This window comes from Bifidobacterium pseudolongum subsp. pseudolongum DSM 20099, from assembly GCF_000771225.1.
Taxonomy (GTDB): Bacteria; Actinomycetota; Actinomycetes; order Actinomycetales; family Bifidobacteriaceae; genus Bifidobacterium; species Bifidobacterium pseudolongum.
Genome location: NZ_JDTZ01000002.1, coordinates 162,290 through 178,543, shown reverse-complemented (window position 1 = coordinate 178,543; position 16,254 = coordinate 162,290). Strand labels below are relative to the sequence as shown.

At 58.8% G+C, this 16,254-nt stretch carries 13 protein-coding genes and 1 pseudogene; 9 read left to right on the top strand and 5 right to left on the bottom strand.

Features of this window, described 5'->3' with window-relative positions; translation table 11 throughout:
• Positions 1-151 precede the first annotated feature (151 nt).
• Together uriH and uriT are read left to right on the top strand one after the other, a co-directional pair.
• Positions 152-1,093: a uridine-preferring nucleoside hydrolase UriH gene (uriH, locus tag OU02_RS00820; protein ID WP_033488332.1), complete on the top strand. Its 942-nt coding sequence runs from the start codon at positions 152-154 to the stop codon at positions 1,091-1,093.
• A 52-nt stretch (positions 1,094-1,145) separates the two neighbouring features.
• Positions 1,146-2,576 (top strand): uridine transporter UriT, encoded by a 1,431-nt coding sequence (gene uriT / locus OU02_RS00815; RefSeq protein WP_026643400.1) that lies wholly within the window; start codon positions 1,146-1,148, stop codon positions 2,574-2,576.
• A 92-nt stretch (positions 2,577-2,668) separates the two neighbouring features.
• Here uriT and purD read toward each other — a convergent pair whose 3' ends face one another.
• The 3 genes from purD to purF form a co-directional block, all read right to left on the bottom strand.
• Positions 2,669-3,934 (bottom strand): phosphoribosylamine--glycine ligase, encoded by a 1,266-nt coding sequence (purD, locus tag OU02_RS00810; protein WP_033488331.1) that lies wholly within the window; start codon positions 3,932-3,934, stop codon positions 2,669-2,671.
• 55 nt (positions 3,935-3,989) lie between these two features.
• Positions 3,990-5,024 carry a phosphoribosylformylglycinamidine cyclo-ligase gene (gene purM / locus OU02_RS00805; RefSeq protein WP_033488330.1) on the bottom strand — a complete coding sequence of 345 codons (1,035 nt, stop codon included), beginning with the start codon at positions 5,022-5,024 and terminating at the stop codon, positions 3,990-3,992.
• Between the two features lie 108 nt (positions 5,025-5,132).
• Positions 5,133-6,683 (bottom strand): amidophosphoribosyltransferase, encoded by a 1,551-nt coding sequence (gene purF, locus OU02_RS00800; RefSeq protein WP_033488329.1) that lies wholly within the window; start codon positions 6,681-6,683, stop codon positions 5,133-5,135.
• Positions 6,684-6,926: 243 nt separating this feature from the next.
• Here purF and OU02_RS00795 point away from each other — a divergent pair, with 243 nt between their 5' ends.
• The 5 genes and pseudogenes from OU02_RS00795 (at position 6,927) to OU02_RS00775 (ending at position 11,859) form a co-directional block, all read left to right on the top strand.
• Positions 6,927-8,468: a Y-family DNA polymerase gene (locus tag OU02_RS00795; RefSeq protein WP_033488328.1), complete on the top strand. Its 1,542-nt coding sequence runs from the start codon at positions 6,927-6,929 to the stop codon at positions 8,466-8,468.
• Positions 8,465-8,653 (top strand): annotated as a pseudogene (locus tag OU02_RS09235) (hypothetical protein); the annotation flags it as partial. The gene OU02_RS00795 and the pseudogene OU02_RS09235, both read left to right, overlap by 4 nt.
• 372 nt (positions 8,654-9,025) lie before the next feature.
• Entirely contained in the window at positions 9,026-9,610 is a 585-nt protein-coding gene (locus OU02_RS00785) for a DUF6591 domain-containing protein (RefSeq protein ID WP_033488326.1), read from the top strand.
• A 91-nt stretch (positions 9,611-9,701) separates the two neighbouring features.
• On the top strand, positions 9,702-10,925 hold the full coding sequence (locus tag OU02_RS00780; RefSeq protein ID WP_193345766.1) for a GTP-binding DUF697 domain-containing protein: 1,224 nt from the start codon (positions 9,702-9,704) through the stop codon (positions 10,923-10,925).
• 316 nt (positions 10,926-11,241) lie between these two features.
• Positions 11,242-11,859, top strand: coding sequence for a hypothetical protein (locus OU02_RS00775; protein ID WP_238551878.1), 618 nt, complete (start codon positions 11,242-11,244; stop codon positions 11,857-11,859).
• A gap of 144 nt (positions 11,860-12,003) precedes the next feature.
• On the opposite strand, the gene OU02_RS00770 is transcribed toward OU02_RS00775, so the two are convergent.
• Together OU02_RS00770 and OU02_RS00765 are read right to left on the bottom strand one after the other, a co-directional pair.
• Positions 12,004-13,245 carry a hypothetical protein gene (locus OU02_RS00770; RefSeq protein ID WP_033488324.1) on the bottom strand — a complete coding sequence of 414 codons (1,242 nt, stop codon included), beginning with the start codon at positions 13,243-13,245 and terminating at the stop codon, positions 12,004-12,006.
• 185 nt (positions 13,246-13,430) lie between these two features.
• Positions 13,431-14,129 carry a helix-turn-helix domain-containing protein gene (locus tag OU02_RS00765; protein ID WP_238551879.1) on the bottom strand — a complete coding sequence of 233 codons (699 nt, stop codon included), beginning with the start codon at positions 14,127-14,129 and terminating at the stop codon, positions 13,431-13,433.
• A gap of 262 nt (positions 14,130-14,391) precedes the next feature.
• Here OU02_RS00765 and OU02_RS08800 point away from each other — a divergent pair, with 262 nt between their 5' ends.
• Positions 14,392-14,535: a hypothetical protein gene (locus OU02_RS08800; RefSeq protein ID WP_155270057.1), complete on the top strand. Its 144-nt coding sequence runs from the start codon at positions 14,392-14,394 to the stop codon at positions 14,533-14,535.
• Between the two features lie 99 nt (positions 14,536-14,634).
• Positions 14,635-16,191: a DUF308 domain-containing protein gene (locus OU02_RS08680; RefSeq protein ID WP_152593118.1), complete on the top strand. Its 1,557-nt coding sequence runs from the start codon at positions 14,635-14,637 to the stop codon at positions 16,189-16,191.
• Positions 16,192-16,254 lie beyond the last annotated feature (63 nt).

The window sequence follows — 16,254 nt, the reverse complement described above, 5'->3', positions numbered from 1 at the left end:
ATTTTACCGAGAGTAAAATGTCAGAGGATTTTTGCGTGATGTGGCTATTCTACACATTGATAAAACGTTTTACTAGCATTTTTGATGACATGGTGAGGAAATCTTGCAGCTCTCCACCGTGGCACTGAGATTGGATTCAAAGGAGAATACCATGGGAAAGAAGATCATCCTCGACTGCGACCCCGGGCACGACGACGCCGTGGCCATCCTGCTCGCCTTGGGCAACCCCACGATCGATCTGCTGGGTGTGACCACCGTCGGCGGCAACCAAAGCCTCGACAAGGTGACGTACAACGCCCGCGCCGTCCTCGAAAAAGCGCACGCCACCGATGTACCGGTGCACATGGGTTGCGGCCGCCCGCTCATCCGCGAGCCCGAAGCCGCGGCGACGATCCATGGGCAGAGCGGCCTCGACGGCGTGGAACTGCCCGTGCCGAGCCGACCGCTCGACGAAGGGCACGCGGTCAACTGGATCATCGATACGATCATGTCCAATCCGCCGCAGACCATCACACTCGTGCCGACCGGACCGTTAACGAACATCGCGCTTGCGGCCCGCCTTGAGCCGCGCATCGTCGACCGTGTCAAGGAGGTCGTTCTGATGGGAGGCGGCTACCATGTGGGCAATTGGAGTGCCGTCGCCGAATTCAACGTGAAGGTCGACCCCGAAGCGGCGCATATCGTATTCAACGAATCCTGGCCGCTCACCATGGTGGGCCTCGACCTGACACATCAGGCGCTGTGCACGCACGCTGTCCAACGCCGCATGGAGGACATCGGCACCGATCTGGCCACGTTCGTCAGTGGGCTCATGGACTTCTTCCGCGCGTCCTACCGCGAGAACCAGGACTTCGTCGACCCTCCGGTGCACGACCCGTGCACAGTCGCGTACCTCATCGACCCCACTGTGATCACGACGCGGCGTTGCCCAGTGGATGTGGAAATCCACGGCGACCTGACGCTGGGCATGACCGTCGCCGACTTCCGCGGCGCCGAACCCAGCCCGGAGGAATGCCATACCCAAGTGGCGGTCCATCTGGATGTCGAGAAGTTCTGGAACCTCGTCATCGACGCCATCAAGGCGCTTGGCTGAACGTAGCGCATAAGAAGGAATCAACGGAGATTCAAGGAAAGAGGAACCCACCATGTCCAGCACATCGATGAAGCCGGCCGTGCCCGCGAAGCACGGCGGCGACGGCACATCCATCGTCGCACTGATGGTCGCGCTCATGGCAGCCATCTTCGCGTTTCAACTCAATGCGTCCATGCTGTCCCCGGCCCTCACCACGATGGCCAATCAGCTGCGCAGCGACGATGCCCAGATCGGTCTGACGCAGACCGTGTTCTTCACCGCATGCGCGGTGTTCTCGCTGTTCCTGCCACGTTTGGGTGATCTCGCCGGGCGCAAGAAGGTGCTCATCGGCATGCTTGCGCTCACCGGCATCGGCTGCTGCATCTCGGCGCTCGCCGTCAACGTGCCGATGCTCATGGTGGGGCGTGTGATCCAAGGTGTCGCCGGCCCGGTCGTGCCGATGACGCTGCTCATGCTGCACGAGCGCGTCACCGATGACGCACGCTATGCGCGGCTCATGGCCATCCTGACCGCCGTCAACGGCGGCATCGGCGGCGTCGACGCACTGCTCGGTGGCTGGCTCGCCGGCCACTTCGGCTTCCGCTCGATCTTCTGGGTGATGGCGGGTGTCGCACTCCTCGCGATCATCCTCGTGTGGATCTTCGCCAACGAAAGCCACGCGGAAGAGACCCCGAAGATGGATTGGCTCGGCGTGGTGCTGCTGTCCGCGGCCTTCCTGTCGATCTACCTCGCCATCGATCAGATCCAGAAGCTTGCCGGCGCCAACTGGTGGCTTGTGGCGGTCGAACTCATCGCCGGCGCCGCGCTGTTCATCGGCTTCTGGCAGGTCGAGAACCACAAGAAGAACCCGATGGTCGCCACCAAGTACCTCAAGCAGCGCCGCACATGGGGCCTGCTGCTCACCACGCTGCTGACGATGACCGGCGTCTTCGCAATCATGAACGGCATCGTCCCCGCGCTTGCACAGGACACACAGTTCGGCGCCGGCATCTCCACGGACACCGTGTCGTTGTTCACCCTGACCCCGTATGCGCTTGTCGGCCTGGCCTTCGGCCCCGTCGCCGGTGTGCTCGCGTCCAAGCGCGGATACCGCTTCGTGCTGCGCGCTGGCCTTGTCGTCTCCGCAATCGCGATGGTCTTCGGCATCTTCGTCTGCCACGGCCCGGCGATCTGGAACCTCATCGTCCTGTCAGTCGTGCTCGGCGTGTCGTATGCGGGCACCGCGAACATCATGCTCAACGGACTCGGCATCGTGCTTTCGCCAGAGGACAATCCGGGCTACCTGCCGGGCCTGAACGCGGGCGCGTTCAACCTGGGCTCCGGATTGAGCTATGCGATCCTGTACGGCCTGCAGAAGGCGTTCACATCCTCCGGCGGCGCCACCTCCGGATACATGGCGTCGATGGTCGGCGGCATCATCCTGCTCGCCCTCGCGCTTGCCTGCTCGTTCCTGATCCCCAAGCCGCAGCAGGAACAACGCTGATCTGATCGGCGCGGCACCCGGCTTTTCAGAATAAGGAGGCCGGCACCCTAATCAGGTGCCGGCCTCCTTAATATATATATGCGCTGGTGTGGTCAGGCCTTGAGCGCCTTGGCTCCGATGTCGTGGCGGTAGAACATGCCTTCGGTGTTCACCGCGTCGAGGATCCCATACACCTTGCGCTGTGCGGCGGCCAGATCCGGGGCGCTCGCCTCGACGAGCAGCACGCGGCCCGAGTTGGCCACAAGCCCGTCCTCGCCGCGGGCCACGCCGGCATAGTACACATGGGAATCGGCGTCGGTCGCGATCTGCGGGATGTGCGCGCCCTTGACAATCTCCCCGGGGTAGCCGTCGGAGGCGAGTACGACGCCCAACGTGGCGTTGTCTTCGTCCCACGTGAACTCGGGGGTCTCGCCGTTGAGGATCGCCGTGATACCTGCGCCAAGGTCACTCGTGAGCTTCGGCAGCACGACCTCGGTCTCCGGGTCGCCGAAGCGCGCGTTGAACTCGATGACCTTCGGGCCGTCCTGTGTGGCGATGAGGCCCGCATAGAGGATGCCGGTGAACGGGGTACCCTCGGCGGCCATCGCCTCGACGGTCGGCTTCACGATCGTCTCGATGGCCTGCTGCACCACGTCGTCACCGATCTGCGGCACGGGACTGTAGGCGCCCATGCCGCCGGTGTTCGGGCCCTTGTCGTCGTCGTATGCGCGCTTGTGGTCCTGGCTGATAGGCATGGGCCAGAACTCGGTGCCGTTCACAAAGCTCATCAGCGAGAACTCCTGACCGTCGAGGAAGTCCTCGATGACCACCTTCGCGCCGGCCGAGCCGAAGCGGTGGCCGACGAAGATGTCGTTGAGCGCGGCGATCGCGGTGTCCTCATCCATCGCCACGGTCACGCCCTTGCCCGCGGCCAGGCCATCGGCCTTGATCACGATCGGCGCGCCATGTTCCTGCACATACAGCATCGCCGACGCGAGGTCGTCGAACGTGCGGTAGGCGGCAGTCGGAATGCCGTGGCGTTCCATGAGCTGCTTGGCGAAGTCCTTGGAGCCTTCGATCTGCGCTGCGGCCTTGCTGGGCCCGAACGCCTTGATCCCGGCCTCCTTGAACGCGTCCACAATGCCTTCGATGAGCGGCACTTCCGGGCCCACGAACACCCAGTCGTAGTCGTTGTTGCGCACAAAGTCGATGAGCGCGGCCTGGTTGGAAGGGTTGAGCTGCAGTGTGCGAATGCCTTCATCGAGCTCCATGCCCGGATTGCCTGGGGCCACGGTCACCTCGTCGACGCTCGCGCCACGCAGCAGCGTGTGCGCGATGGCGTGTTCACGTGCGCCCGAACCGATTACCAAAACCTTCATAATGCTTCTTTCCTCAGGAATTGTTGGAATCAATCAACAGTCGGTCAATGCCGCGTCAGGCGAGCTCCACATCGTCGCTGCCGCGCGCGACCACGGATCCGATGCGGTAGCCCTGTTCGCCGGCGTTCGCGAGCAGGTTCATCACCTCGTCCTCGCGGTCGGCAGGCACAGCCACGACCATGCCGATGCCCATGTTGAAGATGTTGAACATCTCCATATGGTCCACGTCGCCCGCGCGTTCGATCACGTCGAAGATCGGCGGCACCGGCCACGAGCCGAGCTCAATGCGCGCGGCGAGGCCCTCGGGCAGCATGCGCGGCACGTTCTCGATGAATCCACCGCCCGTGATGTGCGCCACGCCGTGCACCAGATCAGCTTCGAACAGTGGCATGAGCGCCTTCACGTAGATCTTCGTGGGCGTGAGCAGCACGTCGCCGAGCGTACGGTCGCCGAGCTCGGGCAGGCGCGTCTCCACGGTGTAACCGGCCTGCTCGAACAGCGCCTTGCGCACGAGCGAGAAGCCGTTGGAGTGCACGCCGGTGGACGGCAGGCCGATCAGCGCGTCACCTTCGGCGATGGCGGAGCCGTCCACGATCTTCGAGCGCTCCACGCAGCCCACGGTGAACCCGGCCAGATCGTACTCATCCTCGTCGTACATGCCGGGCATCTCCGCGGTCTCGCCGCCGATGAGCGCGGCGTCCGCCTGCACGCAGCCGTCGGCCACGCCGGAGACGACCTGTTCGAGCACGGCCGGGTCGTTCTTGCCGCAGGCGATGTAATCGAGGAAGAACAGCGGCTGCGCTCCCTGCGCCACCACGTCGTTGACGCACATCGCCACGCAGTCCACGCCGATCGTGTCATGTTTGCCCATGAGCTTGGCGATCACGAGCTTGGTGCCGACGCCGTCGGTGCCGGAGATGAGCACGGGCTCCTTGTAGTTGAGCGAGGCGAGGTCGAAGAGTCCTCCGAACCCTCCGATGCCCGACACGACGCCGAGGCGGTCGGTGCGCGCGACATGCGACTTGATGCGCTTGACGACCTCGTATCCCGCTTCGACGCTGACGCCAGCGTTTTCATATGCTTGTGGCATGTTCGACCTTTCTTGAACTTGGTATGCCGTTGGGATGGCTTGCGGACCGGTGGGGCGCGCGAACAAGGCACGGGACCGGCTGCGCGCGCGGCCAGCCGGTCCCGTGGATCATTCGTTCGCGATGCAGTAGTCGGTCGGATCGACCGAAGCGTGCCGACCGTTCACTTTGTGCGTGTATTCGGTGCCCTCGTACATCGTCTTCTGGTGGTCGTAACCCGGCAGGCGCACCAGGTCGTCGGGGGAGAGAGAATCGAGGAAGTCCTGCTCGTAATCGTCGAGCGCGGTGGGGTAGTCGCCGTTGAAGTACGCGACGCACAGGCCGCCGTACGGGGCGTCGGCGTGCAGGCCGATCGACTCGATCAGGCCGTCCACGGAGAGGAACGCGAGCGAATCCGCGCCGATGAACTCGCGGATCTCCTCGACCGATTTCTTCGCGGCGATGAGCTCCTGCGTCGTCGAGATGTCGATGCCGTAGAAGCACGGGTATTTCAGCGGCGGTGAGCTGATGCGCATGTGCACTTCGGCCGCGCCCGCCTCTTTGAGGATCTGCACGATGCGCCGTGACGTGGTGCCGCGCACAATCGAATCGTCGATGACGATGATGCGCTTGCCCTTGACGACCGATTTGACGGCGGAGAGCTTCATGCGCACGCCCTGTTCGCGCAGCGCCTGCGTGGGCTGGATGAATGTGCGCGCCACGTACTGGTTCTTGATCAGGCCCATCTCATTGGGCAGTCCGGATTCCTCCGCATAGCCCGAGGCCGCGGAAAGCGAGGAGTTCGGCACGCCGATCACCATGTCGGCGTCCACCGGGGCCTCCTGGGCCAGGCGCGCGCCCATGCGCTTGCGCGCCGAATGCACGTTCACGCCGTAGATGTCCGAGTCGGGGCGTGCGAAGTAGATGAACTCCATCGAGCAGATCGAGAGCTGCGTGTTGCTCGTGTAGGTGATGATGCGGTAGCCCTCGTCGTTGATCACGATCATCTCGCCCGGTTGGATGTCGCGGATGCGTTCTGCACCCACAACGTCGAGCGCGCAGGTCTCGGAGGCGAGCACATAGGCGCCGTTCGACATGCGGCCCAGGGAGAGCGGGCGGAAGCCGTTGGGGTCGAGCGCGCCGATCATCTCGTTCTCTGTCATGATCAGGTACGCGAATCCACCGTGCACGGTGTTGAGGGCTTCCTGCAGCTTGTCGATGACCGTGCTGCGCACCGAGCGGCGAATCAGGTGCATGAGCACCTCGGTGTCGGAATTCGAATGGAAGATGGCGCCTTCGTCCTCGAGCGCACGGCGCAGCGAGAAGCAGTTCGTCAGATTGCCGTTGTGGCACAGCGCCATGTCGCCATCATGGAAACGGAAGATGAACGGCTGGATGTTGTCGATGCCGCCGGAGCCGGCGGTCGCGTAGCGGACATGGCCGATCGCATGTTCGCCCTTGAGTTTTTCGATGTCTTTTTCGTTCTGAAACACCTGTGTGAGCAGGCCGAGCCCACGATGCCCGGAAAGATGGCCGTGGTCGTTGGCCACGATGCCGGCGCCCTCCTGCCCGCGGTGCTGCAGCGCATGCAGACCGAAATAGGTGAGTCGAGCCGCATCCGGATGACCCCAGACGCCAAAAATACCGCATTCTTCGTGGATCTCTTCGAGTTCAGCTGACAAGCTGGAGCTCCTTCCGGAAAAGTATGGAGAAAGGGATTCGCTACGAGATAAACCCTAGCAAGCGCGCGCTACATTGCCAACCGGAGCAATGCGCAAAATGGCGGAGTTCCAACAAAAAACCAGAGGCGGTGAGTTCGTATCGTGGACGTGCGGTGGTGTGGGGCATCGGGATGGCTCGTGTGACTGGCCGGCCCGACGCGCCGGTGATTCGACATTTTCGAACAGGTGTTCGAAAATGCTGCCATGACAGACCGCACGTACCTAGCCATAGACCTCAAATCGTTCTATGCCTCGGCCGAGTGTGTGGCGAGGGGGCTCGATCCGCTGGACACGAACCTGGTGGTGGCTGATGCAAGCCGGACGAGCAAGACCATCTGTCTTGCGGTCTCTCCATCGCTCAAGGCCGTCGGCATCGGTGGGCGTCCGCGTCTGTTCGAGGTCGAGCAGCGTGTGGCGCAGGTCAACGAGGCGCGGCGGTTGCGCGCACTTGGGCACCGCTTTTCAGGGTCCTCCGTGCATGCCGCGGAGTTGGCGGCCTCGCCCGGTTTGGCGCTTGCGTACGTCACCGCCAAACCGCGCATGGCGTACTACCTTGATGTGAGTGCGCGCATCTATGGCATCTATCTGCGGTTCGCCGCGCAAGAGGACATCCATGTGTATTCGATCGATGAGGTGTTCATCGACGCCACGCGGTACTTGCGGTTCGCGGGAGGCAGCGCCCATGAGCTTGCGCGGCGCATCGTGGCCGGCATCTATGCGGAAACCGGCATCACGGCCACCGCAGGCATAGGCACCAACCTCTATCTGGCCAAAGTCGCTATGGACATCGTGGCGAAGCACACCGCTGCCGGGGCTGACGGAGCGCGCATCGCGCAGCTCGACGAGGCGGCGTACCGGCGGCTGTTGTGGGCTCACCGGCCTCTCACCGATTTCTGGCGTGTGGGTCCGGGCACCGCGCGTCAATTGGAGCGCCACGGACTGTTGACGATGGGCGATGTGGCACGGTGCTCGGTGGGTGGTGCCGATTCTTATTACAATGAAGACCTGCTATACCGGCTGTTTGGTGTGAACGCCGAGCTGCTCATCGATCACGCATGGGGATGGGAACCAAGCACGATTGCCGACGTCAAGCAATACCGGCCGGAGCATTCCAGCATGGGGTCGGGGCAGGTGCTCCATGAGCCGTACGACTGGGAGCATGCACGTATCGTGGCCTGCGAGATGGCGGATCAACTGGCGTTGGGCATGGTCAAGCGTGGCATCCTGACCAGTCAGGTGACTTTGTCGGTGGGGTACGACGTGACGAGTCTGGATCAGCCGGGCGCGGCGGGGTACACCGGGCCGGTCTCGCGAGATCGATACGGCCGCCGGCGCCCCAAAAGCGCGCATGGATCATTGAATCTGGGGCGGCGCACGGCCGCGTCCTCGGTGTTGCGCGAGGCGATTGGCTCGCTGTACGACCGCATCGTCGACAGCTCGCTGCTCGTGCGGCGGCTCAATGTGGAGGCATCGCAGGTGCATGCCGTGCATGATCCGGGGGATGTGAGTGGGGCTAGTGCCGCCGAGACCGAGCAGCCCGACCTGTTCTCGTTCCTTGTGCAGGATGAAGGGGGCCGCAGTGATGAGAGTCGCACACGGCAGGAGGAGCGTGAGATGAAGATGCAAGAGACGTTGCTGCATGTCAAAGAGCGGTTCGGTGGCAACGCGGTGATCAAGGGCCTCAACCTCGAAGAAGGCGCCACGGGCGTGGAACGCAACCGGCAGATAGGGGGCCATGCGGCATGAACATCGAAAACACCCACCGGTACGACGACATCATCGACATGCCGCATCATCAATCCAAACGGCACCGGCCCATGGCCATGGAGCAGCGCGCCGCGCAATTCATGCCGTTCGCGGCGTTGGCCGGGTATGAGGACCTGCTTCGGGAGACGGCCAAGGTGCGCCAGCGGCATATCGAACTGGGCGAAGACGCGCAGGAGGCGCTCAATGCGCGACTCGCGGCGGTATTGGCGCATTTGGGTGAGCGCCCGCGCGTGGATATGACCTTTTTCCGTATGGATGACGAGGGCGCCGGCGGGGAATACCAGTGCATTGAAGGCGGTGTGGTGGTGAAATACCATGCCGAAACCAATGCGCTCGAGATGGCGGACGGCAGAGTAGTTCCCGTGGTTGACATCGTGCGCATTGAGCTGAGTGAAGTATAACGAGCAACGCAAGACGTGAATTTCGTGTGTATTTTGGTGGATTTTCTGCGTTGTACGCTGGTGGTGGGCGTTGTTCGTTGCTACCATGGAATTACGTGATCGTACTAGTTTTGCAAACGATGTCAGGGAGTTGAGATGCAGCGAGCGCAATCCAAGAAAACGGCGTGGATCATCGGCATCATTGGTGTTGTCGTGGCCGTCGTGGCGGCATGTGTGGCGGTGTTCGTGTTCCATCTGCCGCAGCGTGGCGCTGAGCCGCAGGCTTCGGCCGAGACGGTGGCGGCGGAGGCGTCGCCGTCTCCCTCGGAATCCACCACGGTCACGCCGTCCACGACCGATCCGATGGAGGTCATCCGCAATTACGAGGACTTCATGATGAAGTACGCCGATTTCGCGGAGATGCTCAACAGCCAGGACGGCATGCCGGCATCGAAGGCCAAGGAGTATACCGATTGGCTCGCGGGCTTCGACGACATGATGGCGCAGTTCGACGCCGTGAGCAATTCGAAGCTCACCCCCGAACAGGAGAAGTACTTCGACGAGGTCATCGACAAAGTCGACAAGCGCATGAAGGAAGCCACGGGCTCTGAGCTCGCCGGCATTCCGCGCAGCGCCGAGGAGGCGAAGAAGCAGGCCGAGGAGCGGCAGAAGGAAGCCGATCGCACAGCCGGCCGAACCAGTTCGGACGAAGACAGCTCGGACTCTTCACAAGACAAGTGACCTGTGGGGCACTGCCCCTCCACCGAATGCTGCGCCCTTGACGTGAAAACGCCAAGGGCGCAGCCGTATGCGATGTGCCTATGATAACCGCATGACATACGACAACGGCCATGTAATCGACGTGCAGCCCGCCCCTGCACCCCAGCAGCCGGTCCATAAAGGCAACGTGCTCGTGCTGGGGAATTCCGGCGTGGGCAAATCGACGCTCATCAACGCCGTGATCGGCGATGACATCGCCAAGACCAGTTTCGGCACGCGTGGCACAACCGAGGAGCTTGCCATCTACGCAAGTCCATCGGTGCCGTTCCGTGTCATCGACTCCATCGGATTCGAACCTTCGCCGATCAAGAGTCTGCGCGCAATCCACGCCGTACGCAAATGGTCGCGGTCGAGTGCGCAAGAGGGCAATGAGAACAGCCGCATCAACGTGATTTGGTTCTGTGTGGATGGCACGGCGGCGAAGCTGTTCCCAGAGACGATCCGCAACTTCTCCAACTCGATCGCGATGTGGAAGTCTGTGCCGATCATCGCCGTCATCACCAAGTCGTATTCGCAGGCAGATCGCGCGCGCAACATCGAGATGGTGCGGCAGGCGTTCCACGGGCAGCGTGTGGAACGCAACCTGCGCGCGATCGTGCCGGTCGTCGCGCAGACATTCGTGATCAACGAGACGGCGTTCGCGCCGCCGGAAGGCATCACCGACCTGATCGACGCGACGATGCGCGCGATGCCCGAAGGCATGCAGGGCGGCGCGCACGACCTGATGCAGTTCAAACTCACCCGCAAGCGCGTGCTTGCGCAAGGCCTGATTGGGGCGAGCGTGGCGGCCGGTGCGACCGTGGGCGCAGTGCCGATTCCGATTGCTGATTCGCTCGTGCTCTCGCCGCTCGAGCTCGCCGAGCTCAACGGATTGGCGCGCCTGTATGAGATTGACCGCGATGAGGATTCCAAGCAATTCCTCGATTCGATTGTGCAGGTGGGCACTGCGGGCGTGGTGGCTCATTCGGCGATCAGTGCGATCAAGGCGATTCCAGGCATCAATATCGCCGCCAGTGTGCTCAATGCGATTGTGGCGGCGAGCATCATCGCGGCGCTCGGCGAGGGCGCGGTGATCGCGTTCGAACAGGTGTATACCGGCCAGCGGAGCGTGCGCGACATCGGCTGGGTGCAGCATCTGATGGAAGAGCAGTTCGGAGAAGGATTCCTCGGAAAAGTCAGCGGCATCGCGCAAGCGTCCCAAGCCGGTGGCGGCAAAGACATGCGGCAGATGATCATCGAACTGGTCAAGGCCGCGTTCCTCAACCGCAAGCATTGAATGGATCGCTAATGAAACTTCGATTCTGCACAGTGCGCTTATAGGTTCGGTGCTGGGTGAGGACACCATTGGATGTGCTTGCGTGCATTGTCTCGCCAATCTCCCTGTGGGGCATGAGGCCGAGCGAAGTATGATACCATCGCAATCAATGGCGATGGAGCATGCAGAGAGGGGCCTTCATCGTGTTCAGGTAGAAGAAAGGATGAAGCGGTCGAATGGACCTTGCCGCGGATGGATACGGCACAGCAGATGTGGGTATCCATGATATGCGGTGGGCGGTGCCGCATCATTCCATATTGGATGGAGGTCCATGCATATGGGTGTGATCAAGAAGATCACGACGTGTATTGGCGCTGTTGTAGTAGGTGCAGCCATTGTCGCCGTCTTGTATGGGGCGGTTCCGGGCATTCCGGCAGTCCTCTCAAGCAGTTCTAAATCCACTGACACGCAGGTGATTCATGCGATGGAACAGACTAAAGAGGTGTCTTTGCTTCGTCTCGGCATCACTGGAATAAAATCAAAAGAAAACAAAAGCCATTTCTTCAATATGGAGATTCCTGGTACCGAGCGCGCGCAGTTCATCCAATATTCGTTTGATGCCAAACTCGGATTCGACGGCAAAGACGTTGTTATTGAGCCAGCCAGTGATAATACATACGACATCACGATTCCCGAATTCAAGTTCATCGGGTATGACCACCCTGAATACCGTACGGTGGTCGATCAGAATGGTGCATTGAGTTTTGGCACCCCGCAGATCGATACGGCCAATATGATCAACGAGATTCTGTCCGACAAGGCGAGGAGCGAGTATGTCGAGAAGAACCGCGACATACTCGAGGATCAAGCGGAATCATTCTATACATCCATCGTACGGAGCGTCAGTCCGGATGCGAAGCTCAACTTCATATTCAAACAGGCTGAGGAGGACTGAATACGGTGATGGAACGTGCATATCGCGGCCTTTCGTGAGATCCATTGACGGTGTGATGGATTCCACGAAAGGCCGTATTCATGTGCTTATGTGAGCTGGGCTGCGCCTGCGCCAGCGTCGGAAAGGAGACAAGACGAGCGTCTGTCACCACAATTTCGGGAAATTCCCAAATACTTTTTTGATCTGATCTCCAGCCTCGTTGGCGACATTCCCAATCTGCTTGGTGCCCTCGCCAAAAATCCCCTCGGCGTAGTGCATGAGTTGCCCCGTGCCGTCCGCAATGGCCTGTCCGACCTCACCCATTGCCTGATCCCACTGTTTTTCGTTGAAGCGCGGAACCGCATATTCCTTTCCTAGCGCCTTGTCGAATCGAGCGAGGGCGCTCGCGATCGCATTGCCTTCACGCACCACAACAGGCGCATCCATTGGCAGGAGAATAACGCGCATGGTATCATCTTTGCCTTGCACGACGTTTTTGATGGCTTGCTGCAAGTTGGCAGTGGTATCGGTTAGTGATCGATAGCGTGCGCGACGGTTTTCTGTGATGACGAACCGATGCTTGCTCAAGAGATCTGGTTCGATGCCCATATCGATAAACCGCTGCACCTTAAGCATGTCTATTCGATCCCGCATGCGAAGACAATCTGCGGCGACGGCAAGCCATTCCCCGATGCGTGGACGAACGGTTGTCAATACGTCTTTGGCGGATCGGGTATCCGCTGCAGAATTAATCTTCTCTGTGATGTCTTTGAGCTGAAGCAGTGAATACTGCTGCACTTCATTCACCGTTTGGGCACTGTTGCTCAACTGGTCCCAAGTTGCGTCTGAAAGGCTGCCTATGTGTTGCAATTCTTTTTCGGCCTCCGTGGCCAAACCTGCAACGCTGAGGAATTTTGCCAGTTCGGCGTTCTTTTGCTGTCGCAATACCTGATCGACTTTAGCATCAATCTGCTTGAGGTAGTCAGTCATCTCTTTCATGGCCTGCTCTAGGGCAAGCGTCAGCATGAGCATCTCGATATTCGCTACCTTGTCGGGTGTGAATACTTCTACCATTGTCTCAAACTGTACGTTACCCTTGATGCCACCTTTGGCCGCTTGGCCTATTACTCCCATGAAATTGCCAGTTGATTTATTGCGCAGCAAGCCGTATTTCTGAGCTTTTTCCGCAGATTCCTTGGTGAATTTCACCCAGCGTCCTGAACGTTTTTGCATTTTCCCGAACAACTTCACAGCACGATGTGCATTTTTCAATATCGCGGCTTTGCCGATATCGATAGTGTGATTCTCTTCAATCTGAAGTTCGGCTAAAGCCTGTCGAATATCTGCGGAATCGCCAAGAAGCATGAATCCGTCATCATCGCCGTAAACTTCGATCTCATGCGCCATGGCACGGTCCTCTCTCTTTCTGAATCGGCCTGTTTCCCGTTGCCGAGAATTCGATAAGCCATCTGATGTATCGACATGGTATCGCAAGCCAAGGCTGGAATGACGCATGTTTCCGTGAATGTTCGTAGGAGATTGTGTGTGAGCGGGGCTCGGCCTCATACTGATGTGATAATGCTCATGTCCGGTCAGGAATCATGTTCGATGATGAGTTGTTCGAACTGCTGTTCGTTTGGAATTGGGTAAGCACTTCTTAGAAGCGCGGAGAATGACTCGCTCGCCATGCCATAGAACGCGCCGAGAATGAGTTGAAATGTCAGGTCGTCGGGAAGTTCGCTGTCTGAAGCGAGCGAGGCCATAAGCGAACTGAACCGTTCGGGATTGGTTTGCCAGATTGCGGACATTTCATGCAAGGTGAGCAGTTTTGCTGCCATGGTTCCAAATTCGGGGGAAGAGAAAAGTTCGTTAAGTGTGTCCGCGCGGTAGCTGCGCATAGTGGGGTTTTTACCGTCATCTGTGGTGCTGCCTGTGCCTTTGCGAATCCATTTGCGCAGTGCGCTGATCGCAGATCCATCAAGACTCAGGTAATCGCATGCGTGCTGCAGGTTAAAACTCCGCTCATCGGTCTCGCCGGTCAGATACCCCACATCCACACCGAAGAAATCCGCGAGAATGGACATCGTTTCGTACTTGGGGAAGCCGATGACGCCGCTCGTGGTGCGATTGCCGGTGTTGAGCCAGCGGCTGACGTCTTTTTGGTGGTATTTCGTGAGGTACTGGCGGTTGAGCGCGCTGACCAATCCCAGCTGGGTGAGCCCCCGTTCGTCCATACATGCCCGCAGGCGGGTTCTCCACGCCTGTGCACTCGCCTCGTTTATAGTATCCATGGTATAAAACATAGCACATTTATTTCAGATTTATATCATGTTATGTCATTGACACTATAAATCAAAGATTCGAGAATGGTTCTAGCGTGAAACGCTCGTCATTACAACTGTTTCGCACTGGATCGCGTAGGGGAAGGAGTGCTGATTCGCGAATAAAACATGCCCCTTAATGACGAGTTCCTGTGAGCGGTGCCATCCGCTCGCTGTGTAGCCGAAGGTCGGTTGCGTACAAGGGAATGTCTCGTCAGAGAGGAGTGCAGTCATGTTTACGCAATTGGCAGGCATGATACTGCGCGGTGTACGAGCGTTCGAGGATGCGGTGCAAGAACCGGAGCAACAAGGCGAGGTGCACTGCGTCGACGACCACGAAGGAAGACCTGACGGTTCTTCCACACAGGCCGACTGACGACAGGCATTACAGGGTGATGCGGCGATGTGTTGCTGCATCACCCTGTAATGCTTTGTCGGTTATATGTGAAGAAAGTATGAAGAAGGGAACGGTCAAATGTCCACTCCAGATCCCACTCCAATGCCGGAGCGACCCACAACAAAAACGCCATTCGACACAGCTGAGCAACCAGTCGCAATGGCTACTGGCGCCGCATCTACGCCGGACACTGCAACACAGTCTTTGCCGCAGATTCCCGCGCAGCAATTTCCTCAGTCGGTGGAAGACGTCTATCAAGCTGTAAAGAACGCGCTCATGCATAGTCAGTCGTTTGGGCTGATCATGGCCGATGACGTTGCTAAGACCGCATCTGTTGCTTCGCGTAACGACGGTGTTTTGTATATGGTACATGTTGTTCCGGGAGTGCAGACAGGCTCTGTTGTTCAGTTCGTTCCGCAAGGACAGCCAACAGCGAGCCTTCAGATGGAATCCATGGTCTTCTTTGGTGAACTGAACCGGGAGCTCATGATGCAGCAGATGAACGCAACCCAGCCGCAGCTGACTCAACAGACGTGGAATGCCCAATCTGCAAGCGGTGGTACACCTACACCAAAGAAGCCCGCATCATGGGTGCTCTATCTGGCCATCGGCGCATTGGCTGTATCTGTGATTGCGCTGATTCTGCTTATTGTGCTCACTCCCAAGACCGGGGCATGGCTGGTATGGGTGCTCGGCATCGTCTCACTAGCCTTTTCAGGATTCTCGCTGTATGCCTCGCTCATGCTTGACAAGAATCTTGCGAACCGCATCCTTTCCGGTGTAGCTGTAGGTATATCAGTGCTTGCCATCATCTTCGGCTGTGTGAATATGCCGAAGGCCATGACAACGACTGCGGCAAAAACGCCTTCGTCATCTTCCTCCTCCTCACCATCTTCAAGCAGCAAACCATCCTCCTCAAGTTCTGAAGAGCCGTCGGAGAGTCCCTCTCCATCGTCTTCGGAATCCACAGCCAATGACACCACGCAATCCACGGATAATATCAAGGCGCCTGGCGCTGCAGGTGAGGCTTTGACTGCAATCGGCATGGATGTTGATTCGGCGATTTCAGACATCAATAATGAGCTCAATGCCACATTCGAGAAAGTTGGAGATACATATGCTTCGTACAACCAGAACAAGCAGGCAATCGCTGACTGGTATGCATATGTAGACAGCCGTACTGCTGATCTGTATCAGCGCATCGGCGAGAATAGCGGTAAATTCTATACCTACATCGCTCAGAACATGCAGAATGCTTCTTCCAACGAGATCGATGCAGTGATGGAAGAATATCAGGACTATGTGTATGAAGATCAATTCAAAAATCTGGAGGACTCCATCTATGAGGATGCCTTTGAGGAAATGAATGACAAGTATTACGAGGGTGTGCTTGAACGCTCTGACGACGCCAAGAAAGCTGAAGATGAGGATTACAGCGCTTGGTATGACGTGCATAGTGAATGCTACGAGAACTGGTATGACGCGCGTTCTGACTTCTATGAGAATTGGTTTGATATGCGATCTGATACCTATAGCGCGTGGCTAGATATTAACAGCGAATTCTTCAGCAAGGATTTCGATATTCAGAAGTATGTGGATAGGTACATGAAGAAAGCTTCGGCATTCAAGTCCTGATAGGACATCTAATGATCGGTCAAGTCAGCGATTGTGTCCGAATGTGTAATCGCTGACTTGATC